Genomic DNA, 18,472 nt, shown 5'->3' on the forward strand with positions numbered 1-18,472 from the left:
CCCCTGGYCCAAAGCCGCCGGGTGCCCCTGGCCCAAAGCCGCCGGGTGCCCCTGGCCCAAAGCCKCCGGGTCCSCCCGGCCCAAAGCCGCCGGGTCCCTCTGGCCCAAACCCGCCTTGCTGAGGCGTTGGCGTGATCATTCGAGGTCCGCCACAACCGCAGCCCTTGCTAGCTGGACGAGAATTCACATTATTAGCATAAGTATATTCCATGAGAGTACTCAGACTCCTTCACATCGCAAATTAGGCATTTATCCTACTGTAGCGTATGCGGCAAATGCCTACGAGGTGAGTGTGCGTATGAGGCGGGAGTAAAAGGGAACTAGTAATCTGGTTGAGCTTTTAACGGACATCAGTTCCGCTATTTTGTCTTAAAACGCAAGTTTAGCCTACTAACGGACATAGGATACGTTATTACCCTCAAAATGAGCTCAATTGGCCCTAATTCCAGCAAATAAAGGATCCTATGTCCGTTAAAACTTCAATTTGCGTAAATTTCGCCAAATAGAGGAACCTATGTCCGTAAGGAGAGTGCAATCTAACCTTTATTGAAGGTAGAAGCTCCTATGATACTAATGAGATTAACCTAACCTTTATCCAGTTACAGGCAAGCTAGTCGGAAAATAAATGAATACACTCTGCCTCACTATGTCTATCTTTTGTATATATTTGCCTATAGCGAAACTGTCCCTATATAATGGTATGAAAATATTTACAAAAGGTGGTCGTTAGGTGAGTCAGCTGCGGGGCATTATTTTGGAAGGATTTTCGCATGCGGGTAAAACATCTGTATTGAAGTCGTTAAAGCTAATGCAAGCGCAGGACGAATCAGCAGAGCGAAGTGTTATCGTTTTAAGCGAGCATTATTCTCAGGTGCTGCACAACGTGCGTGGTAAGTTTATAACATCAAGTCACGAAGAGCATCTCCAATTGTTGAATGAAAGAGTTGCTATGCTGAAGCAATTAGATGAATGGTCAACAAAGCTTGGGAGAGCTTCACGCGGCTCGCGAGGTGTATTCTTTATACTAGAAAGGTTTCATTTAAATCATAGAGTTGCCTATTCTGATAAAAAAAATAATGAAATTGAAGCTATCGAAAAGGAACTCTTACACTTTGGGGCAAAATGTGCTTTATTAACGATATCTCCGGAAATAGCCGAACTAAGAATTCAAAGCCGCACGCCTGATGAATGGTTGAGTAAGAGTAGTGAAGAAATTAAAGCAGCAGCAGATGAACTGCTAGCAACTCAATTGAAACTGCGAAAAGCAGCAGCAAGCTCAGTCATTCCTACTCTAGAAATCAACACCGATAACAAAGCTTGGGACACTTACGCAAAAGAAATCATACGCTTGTTGGATTAGTAAAATACGCCGGCAATTAACGAGTATCATAAGCAAATTGTTGAGTTGTGCTTCAACTCCCTGTATCATAAGCACCTTGTCAGAGTTGTGCTTCAACTCCCAACACCATAGGAGCATTGTCAGTGTTACAATTCAACTCCCTGAACCTTAGCAGATAGGCAAAGTTGTACTTCAACTTCCTGCACCCTAAGCTCATCAGCAGCAGCATCGTAACCCAACTCCAACACCCGCGCCTTATGCACATTGTAAACATTCCACTCTTTTCTCTGCACTTAAGCAACTTTGCACTCCAACACCCAGCAACCTTATACGCACCAAAAAAAATAAAAAAAACCGGCGTTTGCCTCATTAAAGAGGCAAGCGCCGGTTTGGAAAAACAATATTATTTAACAGCTGCTTCGTAACGTTTGCCAACTTCATCCCAGTTAACTACGTTCCAGAACGCTGCGATGTAATCAGGGCGTTTGTTTTGGTAGTTCAGGTAGTAAGCGTGCTCCCATACATCAAGACCTAGGATTGGCGTTTCGCCTTCCATGATCGGGCTGTCTTGGTTTGGCAAGCTGTATACTTTCAATTTACCGTTTGCAACTGCTAGGAATGCCCAGCCGCTGCCGAAACGTGTTGTTGCTGCTTTTGCGAAGTCAGCTTTGAAAGCTTCAAAGCCGCCTAGCTCGCTTTCAATTGCTGCTGCAAGAGCGCCAGTAGGTGCTCCGCCAGCGTTTGGAGCGATTGTTTCCCAGAACAAGCTGTGGTTAGCATGTCCGCCGCCGTTGTTGCGAACAGCAGTACGGATTGCTTCAGGAACGCTAGCAAGATCGGAGATCAAATCTTCGATTGATTTGCTTTGCAATTCTGGAGCGGACTCCAAAGCAGCGTTAAGGTTAGTCACGTAAGCGTTATGGTGACGGCCGTGGTGAATTTCCATTGTAGTCGCATCGATATGCGGCTCAAGTGCGTTGTGCGCGTACGGCAAAGCAGGTAGTTGATGTGCCATTTTTTACAGCCTCCTAATTATATGTAGTTATCCATGTCCATTATCCCTTATCCGATTGAATAAATCAACATTATTGTTTCAAAAGTCGAATGGGCTAAAACGATCAAACATAACCTAAAATAGGGTATCTCGACGCTAGCTAAAATATACAGATTAGGAAGATAGAACTGCATTTATAGAGAAATAAATGGATTAAATTGTTGTAAGCGCTTAATATTAAGCGTTTACATGAGATAATTGATGATTTCTTTAATTTTTTTAAGGAATATTAAAGATTGAAGCAGGATTTCGTTTAATTTTGTCGTAATATATTTTAAATGCAATACTATGACATGGTATAGAAGGTGTAATTTTAATGAATGTTCGTTCCTTCCAGTTGTCCGATTACCGATCAATTACAGCACTGCTTGAAGAGGTTCTAACAGAAGAGTGCTACGAACAAACGATGGAAGCTTTTGCCCGCCAGTTGTSATGGGATAGTGATTTAGTATTAGTCGCTGTCGAAAATTCCGAAATTGTGGGCATGATTATCGGTACGATTGATAATAACAAAGGTTATTATTATCGAATTGCTGTATCTCCTCTCCACAGGCGGAAAGGAATCGGTAAAACGCTTATCCAGGCATTGCGCCAGCGCTTCGAACAGCGCCGTGTCACAAAGATACTAATTACCGCGGACGAGCACAACGAGCCAGTTTTACCGCTGTACGAGTCGATGGGGTATGTAGCCAACGATTTTATCAGATCTTTTCAGAAATTGAGCATTGTAGCTGGTTAACGCGAACTTTACTGCATGTAAGTTGTACGCAGGGCATATCTGCATCGCCATTGCTTTTGGCGGTCAGATATGCTTTTCTTATTACTATATACATTTATGAGGAGAACGGGATGGAACCATATCGGCACTGTGTCATCAAAAGCTTCAAACATAACGGTCACATTCACCGTATATGGCAACAGAATTGGCTTGTGCCTGATGAGCTGCTTGACGAGCAGCATAAAGCGGAATCCATTAAGGTGCTCATAAACCGCCAAACGCCGATTCAAGAGTCTGATGGTAAGATATGGATCAGCCGCGTCCCAGCAGTCTCCTTTTTTATACCAGGACAGTGGTACAATGTAGTGGCTCTGCTAGAGGACGGAGGCGTCCGCTATTATTGCAATATTGCCTCACCGCTGTACATTCAGGGTGATGTGCTTACCTATATCGATTACGATTTGGACGTTATTCGTACAGTTGATGGTGGAAGAACGGTCGTCGATCAAGACGAATATGAAATGCACAAAGCGGCTTACCACTATCCGAAAATGGTCGAAGAAAAGGTGCATGAGGGTCTTGATGCGCTTTTGCAGCGGATGGATCAAGGGCAATCGCCTTTTCAGGATCAGCTTGTGCTGAAGTATTATGAGGATTGGCTGAAACGAAGTGAAGAGGTGGAACAATGAGCCTTGAGGACCAGAATCGCAAGCCAAGTAATGAAAAAGCAGGAATCAGTGTGGATGCGGGATTATCTGCCCATACTGTTGCAAGCAATCGCTCCAATTGGCTCGCAGAACTGCTTGATTGGTCGAAAACATTGGTTGTTGCATTTGCTGTGGTGCTGCTTCTGCATTTTTTTGTATTTAACCTCTCGAAGGTAGAAGGTCATTCAATGGAGCCGACGTTAACGGAGCATGAGTGGCTGTTTGTTAATAAATTTGTATACCTGGTCGGCAAGCCGATGGTTGGTGATGTCGTTATTCTGAAGGAACCGGATATGGGGGAAGACGAGGAAAAGTTTCTTGTAAAAAGGATCGTTGGGGTTTCCGGTGATCGTATCGAAATCCATAATAAACAATTGTACCGTAACGGCGAGCTAGTGGACGAGCCTTACACGGATTCATTAATAGAAGATATGAGCTACGGGCCTGAAGTAATTAGCGAAGGAAACTATTTTGTAATGGGGGATAATCGACATGCTAGGGCGAGCTTGGACAGCCGGACGTTTCACGCGGTGCCAGAAGAGCTGATTCGCGGCAGAGCCGATTATATTTTATGGCCTTACAAAAAGATAAGATCGCTTTAATCACTTTGTGTGTGAATAGCTCCTGCTTACGAAGTAAGTTTGCATTCGCAAACCTTTAGGAGGGATTCTTATGAAGGACGTTATGATCTATACGGACGGTGCATGCTCCGGCAATCCGGGGCCGGGCGGCTGGGGAGCGGTGCTGTTTTTTGGCGTTCATCAGAAGGAAATTTCAGGTGGAGAGAAACACTCGACGAACAATCGTATGGAAATCCAAGCAGTAATCGAAGGGTTGAAGCTGCTTAAGGAGCCCTGTAAGGTGACGGTGTATAGTGATTCAGCATATGTCGTGAATTGCTTCCAGAAAGGCTGGATACACGGCTGGCTGCGCAACGGCTGGAAGAACAGCAAGAAGGAGCCTGTTGAGAACCAAGAGCTTTGGAAAGCGCTTTGGGAGCTTATGCAGCGTCATAAAGTAGAATACGTAAAGGTAAAAGGCCATAGCGATAATGAATGGAATAATCGTTGTGACGAGCTGGCTCGTGAAGCAATTAAAAGGTTATAGATGATGACAGATAGATGGGCAAAGCTGAAGGAAGAGATGATTGCGGCGGCACCAAGCCTCGGCATCGACAAGATAGGGATCGCTTCGGCGAATCCATTCACATCATTAAAGCAAATTTTGCTTAGGCACCGCGAGCTCGGAAGAGAGTCTGGCTTCGAGGAGCCTGACATTGAGAAAAGAACGAATCCAGCGCTGTTGTTTGAAAATCCGCAGTCGATTATTGCAATAGCCATTGCCTATCCATCCAAGCTGAAGGACCCTCCTAAATCAGAACCGGGTGCAAGGCGGGGCATTATGTCACGTTCGGCTTGGGGAGAAGATTACCATAAAGTGCTGCGCGATCGGCTTGCTAAGCTGGAAGCATGGCTAAGGGAGCGGATGCCGGATTTGCGCGTGGAAAGCATGGTCGATACCGGCGCATTGTCGGATCGCGCTGTTGCTGAGCGTGCAGGCATTGGCTGGAGCGCAAAAAACTGCGCAATTATATCGCCGGAGCTCGGCTCGTGGATTTACCTTGGAGAGATGATTACCAATGTCCCATTTGAACCGGATGAACCGATAACCGAAAGCTGCGGCAGCTGCACCAAATGTATTGACGCTTGCCCGACGGATGCACTAGTTGGACCGGGGCAATTGAATTCAAGCCGCTGCATCTCCTTTGTTACACAAACGAAGGGAATGATATCGGACGAGTTCATGCGAAAAATCGGCAATCGGCTTTATGGCTGCGATACTTGCCAGACGGTCTGCCCGATAAACCGCGGCAAAAACTGGACGCATCAACCAGAGCTGCAGCCGGATATGGAATTAGTGAAGCCGCTGCTCGTTCCGCTTCTAACGATAGGCAACAAGGAGTTTCAAGCCAGATATGGCCGAACATCCTCCGCTTGGCGGGGCAAGAAGCCGATTCAGCGCAATGCAGTAATCGCGCTCGGCAACTTTAAAGAGGCTAGCGCAGTGCCGGATTTGATCCGGGTGCTGGAGCAGGATCCGCGCCCGGTGCTCCGCGGAACAGCTGCATGGTCGCTTGCGCGAATTGGCGGCGAGCAGGCAAAGTCTGCTTTGCTTGGAGCATCAGTGAAGGAAACGGACGAGGAAGCACTGCAGGCGATTGCGAATGCCATTGCCCAATTAAGCACGATTCCAGAAGAGAACTTGGAAGCAGGTGGCGCAAGTGAGTGAACGACTTTATACGGCTGAGATCGATTCGCCTATCGGGCCGATGACGTTAACGGCAACGGACAAAGGGATTTGCCACTTGGACTTTGCTCCTTACGATACGGCTTTAGAGAAACTAGAGCAGTGGACGAAGCGTGTATTTGGGCACGTTGGCGCGGATATTACGCGGGTCGAAGCAGCCTCTCATGAACAGCTGAATGAAGCAGCAAGGCAGTTGGCGCTTTATTTTGTCGGAGAGCTTCAGCAATTCGATCTGCCTATTCAAATGTATGGCACACCGTTTCAGCAGAAGGTGTGGGCAGCTTTGCAGCAAATCCCTTATGGGGAAACGCGTACTTATAAGGATATCGCTGTGATGCTGGATCAGCCTGGAGCTATGCGTGCCGTAGGTGGAGCGAACAATCGCAACCCTGTCTCGATCATCGTGCCTTGTCATCGCGTGATTGGGGCAAGCGGCCAAATGATTGGTTATGGCGGAGGTCTTCCTAATAAAATCGCGCTGCTTAATCTGGAAAAGAGTGCGAAATAAGAGCATCAAAAATTGTCACAAAAAGGTTAAGCGGAGCGTCAGCATGTTCATTGCGAACAAGAGGTGAACATGCTATCATGGGAACATTATACACAGCAGGAGATTTGGAAAGGGTCAGGTGAAAGGTATGTCGTGGGTGAACATTGTTGTACCAATTGTAACTTTAATTGCAGGAGCTGTTGGGGGCTTTTTTGTAGGCGTATTCTATCTGCGGAAGCAGCTTGAGAAAATGCAAAATGATCCAGAAATGATTCAGAAGATGGCGAAGCAAATGGGCTACAATCTGAATAAGCAGCAAATGCAAAAAGCGCAGCACATGATGAAAAACCAAAAGATGCCTCGCAGATAAAGAAAGACGCGGGGGGACCGGAAGGAGAGTTCAGAAATGGCGGGAAAGAAAGATTACGTCAATTCGAGTGTTTCGAGCAACCGGGAGCAAATTGAACATCACATAAGAGAAATATTAAAACTTGTCGGTGAAGATGTAGAGCGTGAAGGCTTGCTGGAAACACCCGCTCGTGTGACTCGAATGTATGAGGAGATTTTTGCCGGATATGAGGTTGATCCTCGTGAGGTGCTGGGCGTTACGTTCGATGAGCAGCATGAAGAGCTTGTCATTGTAAAAGATATCGTTTATTACAGCCAGTGCGAGCATCATATGGCGCCGTTTTTCGGAAAAGCGCACATTGGCTACATTCCTAGCGGCAAAATCGCTGGTCTTAGCAAGCTTGCTAGACTCGTAGAGGCGATTACTCGCCGCCTGCAGGTGCAAGAGCGGATTACATCACAAATTGCGGATATCCTTACTGAGGAGCTGCAGCCGCATGGCGTCATGGTCGTCGTGGAAGGCGAGCATTTGTGCATGTGCTCACGCGGGGTGAAGAAGCCTGGCAGCATGACCGTAACGTCGGCGGTAAGAGGCGACTTCCGCAGTAATCCTGCGCTTCGCTCCGAGTTTTTGACATTATTAAAGCAATAGACGATATAAACAAGCAAAAACGCCTTCGGCGTCCTTTGGATGCTGAAGCAGCTTTGACGGTGAAATATAAGATAAGTATGAGAAAATGATATATTTTCTTATATTTCAAGCAAAAACGCCTTCGGCGTCCTTAGACGCTGAAGCAGCTTTGACGGTGAAATATATGATAAGTATGAGAAAATGATATACTTTCTTATATTTCAAGCAAAAACGCCTTCGGCGTCCTTAGACGCTGAAGCAGCTTTGACGGAGAAATATAAGATAAGTATGAGAAAATGATATGCTTTCTTATATTTTGAAAAAGTCCGACAGTGAACCGGGGTCAGTTTAGTCCCCAGCTCCCGTGTCGGGCTTTTTTTGCTAAATAGATTAAAATGGCACCCATACGAGCTTTCGAGCTTCTTCAAATCGATCACTAACGAACGTCCAATTCACGATATTCCACCAATCTTGAATATACTCAGGCCGTTTGTTTTGATGTTTTAAATAATAGGCGTGCTCCCACACATCCAAGGCCAACAAAGGCACAACATCCCATTGTGATAAATTCTGATGTTTCTCTGCGGTTAATATTTCAAGCCGGCTGCTGCGTGGACTCCAAACTAGAATCGCCCAGCCGCTTCCCTCCACCTTCGCCGCTGCCTTGCTGAATTGATTCTTAAAGGCGGAGAAGCTGCCAAAATCATTTCGGATTTGCTGGCTGAGAGCTCCTATCGGTTCACCACCACCATAGGGCGTCATGATGCTCCAGAATAGAGTATGTAAGTAGTGGCCGGCACCGTTAAAAGCAAGCTCTCGCTCCCAATGCTTAACCAGCTCAAATTGATTCGTCTCGCGTGCGATTTTGAGCTGCAATTCCGCTTCATTTAGACCATCGACATAGGACTGATGGTGTATATCATGATGGATTCGCATCGTATGCTCATCGATATAAGGCTCGAGGGCACTGTAAGCATAGGGCAGAGGAGGCAGTGTATGTCCCCCGATGGGGACTTGCTGGACAATTGTACGGTGCTGATTATTGCCTGAGCTGGTTACCTTTTGTCGATAGGAGCTCATTAAGCCGATATAATAGTTGGATTCACGAATGGCGTGAGAGATGACGGATTTGGTAACATCAGAAGARGCCGACGCGGTGCGCTCGGTTAGCTGCCTGAGTTGATCGACATACGTTCTTGATTGTTCAAGAGATGTCTCTACAACCGCTTCAATCGTTTGTTCCATATAGGATGGCAAGCGTGACGGAATGGGAAGCCATTCATCCAGCCATTGATTAGTATATTGAGCGGTATTGGAGAAAACAGGCTCCCATGCTTGGAGAAGCTGAACATACTGGCGTTCCATCTCAGGCGCTGCCTGCAAAATAACAGCGATATGCTCTTTCTCTTGCAGCTTCCAATGTCTAACTAATTCCATTACGCGAACGGGCATGAGCGTTCCATAAACRAAAAGCACGACCATCGCCTCCCTTTTTCGCAACAAATGCATCTATGTTAGATGTATTCGCTCGTAAGCGGGCTTATGTCGTGCTTCATTATTATGTTCGTTCTGCTTGGAGCTGTTGATCGACTTGGCTTAGAAATAGGGCTGCTCTTTGGATATATTCGCTCGGATGAACTTGGAACAGCAATTCGTGCTTGCCTTCGGGAACGATCCAAGAGCGAGATAGAACGTTGCCTTGCCCTTCAGCAATAGCTTCTGCGGTTTGGTAAGGCGCCTTTGAATCTTCTGTGCCGTGGATGATAAATAACGGGATATCGTAAACGTTAGATAAAACCTCGCTTGCCGGAATAGATCCAAAGCTTGTACCCGTCCAAAGGGGGATCATCGATTCAATAAGCGGCAAAGAGAACTGCGGCAATGAAACAAATTGATTCAAGTTATCAAATAATGCCTCGGGGCTCGGGATGAAAAGACTGTCGAGTATCATGGCATCAATGTCATCGGTCTGCAGTCCTGCTTGCAGTGCCGTTCCTGCACCCATTGAGAAGCCCCAGACGACGATGTCCTCCGCTCCGCGTGATTTTGCATAATCTACTGCAGCAAGCAGCTGTTGTGACTCCTCAAGGCCGCCAGTGGCCGGAGCTTTGTACTCCTTAGATGCATAGCCGTAGTCAAACAACAATATATTATAGTTTAAACCGTGCAGCAGCTTCGAGAGCTCATACATCGGTACCCATGATTCTTCGCGATTAGCGCCATAACCGTGGCTGAAAACAACAGTTCGTGCTGAAGGAGCCGCTTCGCTTGCATCACTCTCAGCAGGAATGAACCAGCCGCTGACCGTCGTATTTCCGCTTTTGCTAGGGAAAATGACATCCTCGTAATCTAGGCCGATAGCCGCTTGCGGATTAGAGGAGAGTGGGGCTACATAAGGGTATGCAAGCATCCATGCGACATAGCCATGAAAAATAATGACAGCAATCAAACACATTGCCGTAAGGGAAGCAATGGAAGCAACCAGCAAATGCTTGCTGCGGCTTTTGGTTTTGCGCAATTGGGACAGGTTATCCGAATCGCCAAGCGGGAAGGGATGAAGGTTTTTTGGAAATCCGCCTTCAAGTGGCAAGGGTGTCATTATAGTCGTGCTCATGTCGTTGTCCTCCCTCTGTAAGTAACCGTCCATTAGACTCATATATCGGATCGTTGTAAGCGCTTTTCTTATCTAGTACTTTTATCGTAGTCCGGTCCTATAAGCCTGTCAATTGTTGTCGAGGTAATGTTAATCATTTGTAATATTACTGTAATGTAAACAACTGTTCTTTACGATAATGGAAGCGATGAGTTATACTGAATGAGAATCGGTTTCATTGGATGAAACTTTTGGAGAGGGAGCTGTGGCTGCATGGAAGATGGAAAATCGACGGTTCGAGCAGTGGATCGGGCGCTTGATATATTGCTGTGTTTTATTTCAAAAACAGACTGGGCAATGACTGAGATTGCCGAACAGGTTGGCCTGCACAAAAGCACGGTGCACCGGATGCTCGCCACGCTCGAAGAGAAAGGCTTCATCGAGCGCGATCGCTCGACAGACCGATATCATTTGGGTTTAAAAATGTGGGAGCTGTCAGCCCATTTATCACGTTCAGATGATCAAGCAACAATATGGCTGCCTGAGATGGAGCGTTTACGCGACCAGCTGGGCGAGACCGTTAGCATATACGTAAGAGACGGCTCTGAGCGGATTCGTATGCAAGCCGTGCAAAGCAATCAACCCGTTAGGCGGGTAGCGCCTGTAGGCGTGAGACTGCCGCTTTATGCTGGCGCATCGAGCAAGGTGCTGATCGCTTATTCAGATCCGATCGTACAGGAAAGCATTTTTGGAGATCCAGCTTGGCTGTACTCTCTGGATTTGGATCAATACAAGCAGCAGCTCGAAGAGATTTGTATGCAGGGATATGCCACAAGCTTCGAGGAACGGGAACCGGGAGCAGCGGCGCTTTCTGCGCCTATCTTTAACCGTACCGGCAAGCTCGCTGCTGCATTATCCGTGTCGGGTCCTGCCAGCAGGATGACCATGGACACGATGAGGGAATACGCCCCGGTCATGATGGAGTCCGCCAAACGGATGGGTACGATGATTCTATAGTCATAAAAGAAACAGCAGGCATGAGGTGATCCTCGAGCCTGCTGTTTTTGTTTAAACACATTAGGGGCGTTGGGTAGTGTATCCCGTTTAAGCTACGCCATTGCTGGGATGTTGCTTAGCGAGCGGTTGCTGCATCTAGGTTTTAAACTAGTATTTATGCTCCAAGCGAGATTGTAGCTTATGAATTGCAGAATTGAGTCATCAAATCGGATGGAGCGGATGCTCCTGTGTTTTACTTTTTAGAGAAGGTAACGGACATCAGATACGCTATTTGCTCCTTTTCCTTACTTTTGGGGTAGCTAACGGACATAAGGTACGCTATTGGGCTTAAAAAGGTAGGTTTATGCTCGAAATGGGACAAATAGCGGTACGTATGTCCGTTAAATTTGTTGTGGACGGTAGCGTCAAGAAGTTTGTGTAGTAAGATTATCCATCGGAACATTAGATCATTATTGGTTGTTCGGGTAAGGCTTTTCCATATCGCTTGGTGTACATCTCTTCAAATGAAGCCTTTGTATCGGCATCTACAAACCCGCGTATGGCTCTGCCACACCATTTTTCATTGTAGTCGAGTGCTTGTAAGTAAATAATCTTCTCCGCAGCTTCAATATTCGTTAGGCTATTCATAGGCTTCAAACGTTTACGAAGTTCCTTATTCATACGTTCAATCGGATTGGTTGTGTAGATGGCGGGCCATGTCAACGTTGGGTATTTGTAAAAAGTTAAAAGCGTTGGGAGCTGCACTTCCCAGGATTTCACCTCTTTAGGGTACTGCTTGCTCCATTTCCCTTTAAAATTCTCAAATACAGCGCGTGCGACGTCTCCATCAATTGCCGTGTATACTTGCTTTAAATCTTCCAGAAACTCGGTTTTATCCGACACACGAATTTTTGGAAAAGTAGCTCGTACCTTATGAACGACGCAATGCTGGACGTCGGCTTTAGGGTAAATTTCGCGAAACGCTTCTTCCAAGCCTGGTAAACCGTCAAAGACCCCGAGGAGCACATCCGTTGCACCACGTTGCTTCAGGTCTTTAAGCACTTCTCGCCAGCCATTAGAGCTTTCGTGTCCACCGACATAAAAACCTAGAATTTGGCGAGTTCCGTTCTCGTCAATTCCCATGACTAAATAAACGGCCTCACTGCTGACCGTGTTGCGCTTGAGTTTGACATAGAGACCATCTAAATAGATAACGGAGTAACGCTTCTCTAGCGGACGATTCTGCCACTGTTCAATGTCTTCCATAACCGTTTGAGTAATATTACTAATGGTTGTCGGCGAGTAGTGTGTTCCAAACATGCTCTCTACGAATTTAGCGACTTCTCTTGTGCTCATTCCGCCTTTGTACATGTGAATAATGGCTTCTTCCAGCCAGCCTTCCCTACGCTGATAGGGCTGAAATAAACGTGTTTGAAATGATCCTTTGCGATCTCGTGGCACATGAAGTTCGTTGATTGTTCCGTATCTCGTTTGGAACGTTCGTTTGTAGTTACCATTACGAGTATTGCGCAAGTGGGGCTGCTCCACTTTCATGTAATTTTTAATCTCTTCTCGCAAAAGCAGCTCTAATTTTTCTTGTAGCAGCTTTGTAACAGTATTTTCAAGTAGATCATTGAATGCATTTTCGGGTATAGTATTCATCGAGTAGGGCTCCTTCTTGGTGATCTCAGCAATCCCGAGGATACCCTACTTTTTTGTGTTTTGAATAGACTCCAAAACTTGGTACACAAACTATTGTACGTCATCTTGTGGACGTTAATTGTAATAAATAACGGATCCYATGTCCGTTAAGATGAGCATTATGCGATAATAGCGAAGCTATGGCACTCAAGAGCAGTTGCGGACTAATGAGATTGTGATAGTTACGTGCCTGCTCCGGGTGGTGGATCGTGGCAGGGTGTTGGCTTTAATTTGGTCTCAAACTCAAATTACAGGACTAACGTGATAACTACGCGCCTGCTTTGGGTGGGGGAGCGTGGCTAGAATGCTGACTGTAATTTAGTTCATAATTATAGTGAGCGTTGGAAGTAAAAGAAGGTTGGAATTAGGAGCTTGAGTAACCAAACTTGCTGTAACGGACATCAGATACGTTATTTGCTTCGAATCCCCCTTTTTGGGGAGGCTTACGGACATAGGGTACGCTATTGGGCTACAAAAGGTAGGTTTATGCTCGAAATAGGACAATTAGCGGATCGTATGTCCGTTAAATTTGTTGTGGACGTTATTTGTAGTAAATAACGGATCCTATGTCCGTTAGATGAGGCCTTGTGCGATAAAGTGAAGCAATGACTCTTGAAGTACAGTTGAGGACTAATGTGATTGTTGTAGCTGCGCGCCTGCCCTGGGAGGGGAGCGTGGCTGTGCTCCTATGTCGGATAGATGAAGTTTTTGTGCGATAAAGTGAGGCAATGACACTACAAGCGTGACTAAGACTGATGATTTAGCGGCGCGCCTGCTCTCGGAGGGGAGCATGACTAAGGTGTTGGCTGTGCAATCATGCTTAAACTCATAATGATTGATTGAGCATGTTTGGAGGTACTGGAGCCACGAGCCAAGCATAGGCCGCGGAAATTGTTCCAGCGTACAGTGACAGGTAACACGTAAAACATAACATGAAACAAATAATAAGAAGCAAGTAACAACGCCATTGCTTAATAACAAACGAAAAAAGAGCTTTGCCGACGAATCGGCAAAGCTCTTTTTGATACGGCGCAGGATATGCGCAGATTATTACATGTTAGCGATCATTTGACGAAGTACAGTTTGCAGGATACCGCCGTTGCGATAGTAATCAACGTCAACTACCGAGTCAAGACGTACAATTGCTGGGAAGTCGAATGTCGTGCCGTCTTCGCGAGTAGCCGTAACGGTAACTTGCGAACCTGGGGTAACGTCATTTGACAAGCCAACGATGTCGAATGTTTCGCGGCCAGTGATGTTAAGCGTCTTCCAGCCTTGACCTTCTGGGAATTRGAGTGGCAATACGCCCATACCAACCAGATTGGAGCGGTGAATACGCTCGAAGCTTTCAGCGATAACAGCTTTGACGCCTAGTAGGAATGTACCTTTTGCAGCCCAGTCACGCGAGCTACCAGTACCGTACTCTTTACCAGCAAGAACGACAAGGTTTTTGCCTTCGTTTTGATATTTCATCGATGCATCGTAGATCGACATTACTTCATCCGTTGGAAGGTAAGTCGTTACGCCGCCCTCTGTACCTGGAGCCACTTGGTTACGAATACGAATGTTCGCAAACGTACCGCGCATCATAACTTCATGGTTACCACGACGCGAGCCGTAAGAGTTGAAGTCTTCGCGTTTAACGCCGTTTTCGATCAAGTATTGACCGCCTGGGCTGTTAACTGTGATGTTACCAGCAGGTGAGATATGATCCGTTGTTACGGAATCGCCCATAAGAGCAAGTACGTTTGCTGTATGGATATCTTTGATATCAGAAAGCTCGGAGCTTAGGTTTTCGAAGAACGGCGGGTTTTGGATGTAAGTTGATTTTGCATCCCACTCGTAGCTTTCGCCCTTTGGTACCGAAATTGCGTTCCAACGCTCATTTTGTGTAAATACGTTTTCGTATTTGTCACGGAACATTTGCGGGTTAAGCGCAGCTGTCATTGCGTCGTTGATTTCTTGCGACGTTGGCCAAATATCTTTTAGGAATACAGGCTTGTTGTCTTCAGTGAAACCGATTGGATCAGTTGTCAAATCGATGTTAGTCGTTCCAGCAAGCGCATAAGCGATAACTAGTGGCGGAGAAGCCAAATAGTTTGCTTTTACTTGTGCATGGACACGGCCTTCAAAGTTACGGTTACCGGAAAGTACAGCAGATACGGTCATGTCATTGTCGATGATCGCTTTGCTTACTTCGTCTGGAAGTGGACCGGAGTTACCGATACAAGTCGCACAGCCGTAACCAGCAACGTGGAAGCCAAGTGCTTCAAGCGGCTCGATTAGGTTTGCTTTTGTCAAATATTCCGTAACAACGAGCGAGCCCGGTGTTAGGGAGCTTTTTACATAAGCAGGTTTCTTAAGTCCAAGTGCTACTGCTTTCTTAGCAACTAGACCAGCGCCAACCATTACGCTTGGGTTCGAAGTGTTCGTACAGCTTGTAATAGCTGCGATAACGACTGCGCCAGTACCCATTTGGCTAACTTGGCCGTCATTATGGTTAACAGTAACGAACTGCTCGATTTTCTCATCGGACAGACCGTAGCCGCCTTTGTCAATCGGTGTGCGGATGATGCTATTGAAGGATTCCTTCATTGCAGTAAGCTCTACGCGGTCTTGAGGACGTTTCGGGCCTGCAAGGGAAGGAACGATTGTCGAAAGATCAAGCTCAACAACATCCGAGAATACTGGATCTGGAGTCTCGTCTGTACGGAACATGTCTTGCGCTTTGTAGTAAGAGCCAACAAGCTCAATAAGATCCTCATTGCGGCCAGTTTGGCGCAAGTAGCTAAGAGTTTCGTTATCAACAGGGAAGAAGCCGATTGTAGCGCCATATTCTGGTGCCATGTTGGCAACTGTTGCACGGTCAGCAAGGCTGATGTTCGATAGACCAGGACCGAAGAACTCAACAAATTTACCAACAACGCCTTTTTTACGCAAAATTTGAGTAACCGTAAGCGCAAGGTCAGTTGCTGTTGAACCTTCTGCAAGTTTGCCTGTCAATTTGAAGCCGATAACTTCTGGCATTACAAAGTAAAGCGGTTGACCAAGCATACCAGCCTCAGCCTCGATACCGCCAACGCCCCAGCCAACTACGCCTAGACCGTTGATCATCGTAGTGTGGGAATCCGTACCTACGAGGGAGTCAGGGAATACGACTGTTTCGCCGTCAACTGTTTTTGTAGCTGCAACAGATGCAAGGTACTCCAAGTTAACTTGGTGAACGATACCTGTACCTGGCGGAACCGCGCGGAAGTTATCAAATGCTGTTTGTGCCCAGMGAAGGAAACGGTAACGCTCTTCGTTGCGCTCAAATTCAACTTTAGTATTGTACTCAAGTGCTTCAGGTGAACCAAATGCATCAACCATGATCGAGTGGTCAATTACAAGGTCAACTGGTACGAGCGGGTTGATTTTTTTCGGATCTCCGCCTGCTTTTTTCACAGTGTCGCGCATTGCAGCAAGGTCAACGACAACCGGTACGCCTGTGAAATCCTGCAAAACGATACGAGCAGGGATGAAAGGAATTTCTTTATCTTCGCGTCCGTCAGCCCATGTAGCAAGTTGCTTTACATGTTCAGGGGTAATCGCGCGTCCATCAAATTGACGAACAGCAGCCTCAAGCAATACTTTAATTGAAAAAGGAAGCTTGGAAATATCGCCTAGTCCTTGCTCTTCAAGTCCGCCTAGACGGTAGTAAGCATAAGACTTGCCGCCAGCGTCAAGCGTTGTGCGAACTGAATAATGATTTTGTGTAGACATCGTCATTCTCCTTTTAACTGTAGTCTGAGTTTCATTCTGTGAAACACTATTTCATAATTTCTATATCTATAGTATATCGTTAAAATAGTCCTTCCGTAAAGTCCAATTATGTCTTTATGCGCTTGGAAATGGCATTGAAAATGATCCTCAATGAATGTTACATGAAATGGCAGAGTGCCTCATATAATGAAGCAGTTAATCAGCGACAAGTTTAGCCCGAAATACTTGATGACGTTCTCATGCCATAAAGGCAAGCTGTAGCAGCATAGGCTTGAAATATAAGATTGCTAAGGAGAAGGTTAATCTCAAAACTTATATTTCATCGTGAAACGGCGGCCATGAAGCATTAAGGGAGAAGCGGCAGCCTTTTACAATTGAAATGAAAGTTCGTTTAAGTTGGATTCCTATCCCAAAAGTTTATATTTCAACGCCAATCGAGTTTGCCTCATCAAAAGAGATGCTGCAGCCGTTTACGCTTGCACTCACGATAAGGTCAAGGAGGGATTGCTATGCCGCGAACAGGCAACCGGGGGCCAGGAACTCAGGGCCAAAAGCATAACCAAACATCATCCAAACCATCAGCTTCTCAGCGCAAGTCGCAGCAGAAAGTTGTAACGCATGCCATCCAGAAGCAGCCGTCGCCTTCCGGGTTGCAAGCGGAGCGAAATGCTGAATTCGGCGATCAAGCACTGCAAAATCAAAAAAGAGCAAATCAGGAAGAAAAGCCAGTAAAACAACAAACGTCAAAGTTAAACTCGCTGCTTCGTTCCTCTGATTACGATCCGCACGTTCAGCAAGGAAAACTGCAAGGTTGGAAAGCTGCTGTTCATCGCTATATTAGCTTGTACAATCAAGCCGAAGCGAATCAGCATGCGGCTGTGCTGACCGATTACGTTACGGATCGCGACCATTGCGATCGCCTAAGATTCAGGCTTGAGCGCCTTCGTGAACGCGATTTGCTTAGAGGCGCGCTTCCAGCAGGAAGCGAAACAAAAGCAGAGCTCATACGCGTCAACGAATCATCAAGCGAGGTCTCCGTGTTGATTCGTCTCCACATCAAAAGAAGAATGGAGCAGTCTGGGCGTTTTTACATGGAAGAGAGATCTGAATTTGAGCGTCTTTGGTTAGGGCTCGCTGGTCACTCATGGAATGTTCTTCGTGTTGAGCCAATTATATCGGAAAGAAGACCGCGTTATGGCACAGCAGTAGACAATTGGATGACCGTCGATGATTACTCGGAGCTATTTGGCGAACAATCTTCGCCATCAACACCATACTTAAATTATGACCTATTACAGCAATTCAAACACAGACCATCTGGTATTCGTTACAGGAGAGATTTGGTTGCTGCGTATGCGGATCGTTGGTGGAATGAGGGGAACCCAGCGTATGAGCTATTTGAGGTGAATTGTACCAATTACGTGTCCCAGTGCATCTTTGCAGGCAATGCTCCGATGAACTATACTGGTAAGAGAGAAACGGGCTGGTGGTATAAGGGCCGAAATAAGGGCAGTGAATGGTGGAGCTACAGCTGGGCGGTATCGAACGCGATAACCAACTATTTAACTGGTTCAAAGACCTCAGGCTTGCGTGCAGAGGTCGTGCAATCTGCGGATGAGCTGCAGCTTGGGGATGTCATTACGTATGACTGGAATGGTGATCATCGTTTTCAGCACAGCACAATCGTAACTGCTTTTGACTCGTTCGGTATGCCGCTAGTGAATGCGAATACCGTTTCCAGCAGGCATCGTTATTGGGATTATCGTGATTCCTATGCATGGACGGAACAAACGAAATATCGTTTTTTTCATATTGCAGATCTATTATAA

General features: G+C 46.3%; 17 protein-coding genes. 11 read left to right on the forward strand and 6 right to left on the reverse strand.

Going from position 1 to position 18,472, the window contains the following annotated elements; translation table 11 throughout:
• Positions 1 to 211 (reverse strand): hypothetical protein (locus tag AB4Z17_RS05325; protein ID WP_441958577.1); only part of this gene is annotated, 211 nt, incomplete at its 3' end.
• 519 nt (positions 212 to 730) lie between these two features.
• Here AB4Z17_RS05325 and AB4Z17_RS05330 point away from each other — a divergent pair.
• On the forward strand, positions 731 to 1,360 hold the full coding sequence (locus tag AB4Z17_RS05330) for a hypothetical protein (protein ID WP_441958579.1): 630 nt from the start codon (positions 731 to 733) through the stop codon (positions 1,358 to 1,360).
• A gap of 382 nt (positions 1,361 to 1,742) precedes the next feature.
• Here the strand turns inward: AB4Z17_RS05330 and AB4Z17_RS05335 are convergent, their stop codons facing one another.
• On the reverse strand, positions 1,743 to 2,354 hold the full coding sequence (locus tag AB4Z17_RS05335; protein ID WP_076268860.1) for a superoxide dismutase: 612 nt from the start codon (positions 2,352 to 2,354) through the stop codon (positions 1,743 to 1,745).
• A gap of 355 nt (positions 2,355 to 2,709) precedes the next feature.
• Between AB4Z17_RS05335 and AB4Z17_RS05340 the strand changes: the two genes are divergently transcribed.
• The 8 genes from AB4Z17_RS05340 (at position 2,710) to folE (ending at position 7,612) form a co-directional block, all read left to right on the forward strand.
• Positions 2,710 to 3,132, forward strand: coding sequence for a GNAT family N-acetyltransferase (locus AB4Z17_RS05340; protein WP_441958581.1), 423 nt, complete (start codon positions 2,710 to 2,712; stop codon positions 3,130 to 3,132).
• 110 nt (positions 3,133 to 3,242) lie between these two features.
• Positions 3,243 to 3,800 (forward strand): DUF402 domain-containing protein, encoded by a 558-nt coding sequence (locus AB4Z17_RS05345; RefSeq protein WP_441907989.1) that lies wholly within the window; start codon positions 3,243 to 3,245, stop codon positions 3,798 to 3,800.
• On the forward strand, positions 3,797 to 4,420 hold the full coding sequence (lepB, locus tag AB4Z17_RS05350; RefSeq protein ID WP_441958583.1) for a signal peptidase I: 624 nt from the start codon (positions 3,797 to 3,799) through the stop codon (positions 4,418 to 4,420). Before AB4Z17_RS05345 ends, lepB begins: the two co-directional genes overlap by 4 nt.
• 70 nt (positions 4,421 to 4,490) lie before the next feature.
• Complete coding sequence (rnhA, locus tag AB4Z17_RS05355; protein ID WP_339206864.1) at positions 4,491 to 4,925, forward strand: ribonuclease HI; 435 nt, start codon at positions 4,491 to 4,493, stop codon at positions 4,923 to 4,925.
• On the forward strand, positions 4,926 to 6,107 hold the full coding sequence (gene queG, locus AB4Z17_RS05360) for a tRNA epoxyqueuosine(34) reductase QueG (RefSeq protein ID WP_441958585.1): 1,182 nt from the start codon (positions 4,926 to 4,928) through the stop codon (positions 6,105 to 6,107).
• Positions 6,100 to 6,633 carry a methylated-DNA--[protein]-cysteine S-methyltransferase gene (locus AB4Z17_RS05365; RefSeq protein ID WP_441958587.1) on the forward strand — a complete coding sequence of 178 codons (534 nt, stop codon included), beginning with the start codon at positions 6,100 to 6,102 and terminating at the stop codon, positions 6,631 to 6,633. The genes queG and AB4Z17_RS05365 overlap by 8 nt, the downstream gene beginning before the upstream one ends.
• A gap of 127 nt (positions 6,634 to 6,760) precedes the next feature.
• The gene (locus AB4Z17_RS05370) at positions 6,761 to 6,982 is read left to right on the forward strand and encodes a YneF family protein (RefSeq protein ID WP_053372732.1); all 222 of its coding nucleotides are present in this window, start codon (positions 6,761 to 6,763) and stop codon (positions 6,980 to 6,982) included.
• A 36-nt stretch (positions 6,983 to 7,018) separates the two neighbouring features.
• A complete protein-coding gene (gene folE, locus AB4Z17_RS05375; RefSeq protein WP_076268865.1) occupies positions 7,019 to 7,612 on the forward strand; it encodes a GTP cyclohydrolase I FolE in 594 nt (197 codons plus the stop codon).
• Between the two features lie 369 nt (positions 7,613 to 7,981).
• On the opposite strand, the gene AB4Z17_RS05380 is transcribed toward folE, so the two are convergent.
• Positions 7,982 to 9,067 (reverse strand): Fe-Mn family superoxide dismutase, encoded by a 1,086-nt coding sequence (locus tag AB4Z17_RS05380; RefSeq protein WP_441958589.1) that lies wholly within the window; start codon positions 9,065 to 9,067, stop codon positions 7,982 to 7,984.
• 82 nt (positions 9,068 to 9,149) lie between these two features.
• Positions 9,150 to 10,205 carry an alpha/beta hydrolase gene (locus AB4Z17_RS05385; RefSeq protein WP_441958591.1) on the reverse strand — a complete coding sequence of 352 codons (1,056 nt, stop codon included), beginning with the start codon at positions 10,203 to 10,205 and terminating at the stop codon, positions 9,150 to 9,152.
• A gap of 252 nt (positions 10,206 to 10,457) precedes the next feature.
• Here AB4Z17_RS05385 and AB4Z17_RS05390 point away from each other — a divergent pair, with 252 nt between their 5' ends.
• The gene (locus AB4Z17_RS05390; RefSeq protein ID WP_076271916.1) at positions 10,458 to 11,201 is read left to right on the forward strand and encodes an IclR family transcriptional regulator; all 744 of its coding nucleotides are present in this window, start codon (positions 10,458 to 10,460) and stop codon (positions 11,199 to 11,201) included.
• Between the two features lie 441 nt (positions 11,202 to 11,642).
• On the opposite strand, the gene AB4Z17_RS05395 is transcribed toward AB4Z17_RS05390, so the two are convergent.
• Entirely contained in the window at positions 11,643 to 12,842 is a 1,200-nt protein-coding gene (locus AB4Z17_RS05395) for an IS256 family transposase (RefSeq protein ID WP_441958593.1), read from the reverse strand.
• 1,089 nt (positions 12,843 to 13,931) lie between these two features.
• Positions 13,932 to 16,643, reverse strand: a complete 2,712-nt coding sequence (gene acnA, locus AB4Z17_RS05400; protein WP_441958595.1) for an aconitate hydratase AcnA — start codon at positions 16,641 to 16,643, stop codon at positions 13,932 to 13,934.
• Between the two features lie 509 nt (positions 16,644 to 17,152).
• Here acnA and AB4Z17_RS05405 point away from each other — a divergent pair.
• Positions 17,153 to 18,472: an amidase domain-containing protein gene (locus tag AB4Z17_RS05405; protein ID WP_441907983.1), complete on the forward strand. Its 1,320-nt coding sequence runs from the start codon at positions 17,153 to 17,155 to the stop codon at positions 18,470 to 18,472.

It is taken from the genome of Paenibacillus sp. TAF43_2 (assembly GCF_052113545.1).
Lineage (GTDB): Bacteria > Bacillota > Bacilli > Paenibacillales > Paenibacillaceae > Pristimantibacillus.

Bases quoted from the DNA above. Each gene is read 5' to 3' on its own strand.
- AB4Z17_RS05335 (WP_076268860.1), bottom strand. From the start codon at position 2,354: ATGGCACATCAACTACCTGCTTTGCCGTACGCGCACAACGCACTTGAG.
- AB4Z17_RS05345 (WP_441907989.1), top strand. From the start codon at position 3,243: ATGGAACCATATCGGCACTGTGTCATCAAAAGCTTCAAACATAACGGT.
- lepB (WP_441958583.1), top strand. From the start codon at position 3,797: ATGAGCCTTGAGGACCAGAATCGCAAGCCAAGTAATGAAAAAGCAGGA.
- rnhA (WP_339206864.1), top strand. From the start codon at position 4,491: ATGAAGGACGTTATGATCTATACGGACGGTGCATGCTCCGGCAATCCG.
- queG (WP_441958585.1), top strand. From the start codon at position 4,926: ATGATGACAGATAGATGGGCAAAGCTGAAGGAAGAGATGATTGCGGCG.
- AB4Z17_RS05370 (WP_053372732.1), top strand. From the start codon at position 6,761: ATGTCGTGGGTGAACATTGTTGTACCAATTGTAACTTTAATTGCAGGA.
- folE (WP_076268865.1), top strand. From the start codon at position 7,019: ATGGCGGGAAAGAAAGATTACGTCAATTCGAGTGTTTCGAGCAACCGG.
- AB4Z17_RS05385 (WP_441958591.1), bottom strand. From the start codon at position 10,205: ATGAGCACGACTATAATGACACCCTTGCCACTTGAAGGCGGATTTCCA.
- AB4Z17_RS05390 (WP_076271916.1), top strand. From the start codon at position 10,458: ATGGAAGATGGAAAATCGACGGTTCGAGCAGTGGATCGGGCGCTTGAT.
- AB4Z17_RS05395 (WP_441958593.1), bottom strand. From the start codon at position 12,842: ATGAATACTATACCCGAAAATGCATTCAATGATCTACTTGAAAATACT.
- AB4Z17_RS05405 (WP_441907983.1), top strand. From the start codon at position 17,153: ATGCCGCGAACAGGCAACCGGGGGCCAGGAACTCAGGGCCAAAAGCAT.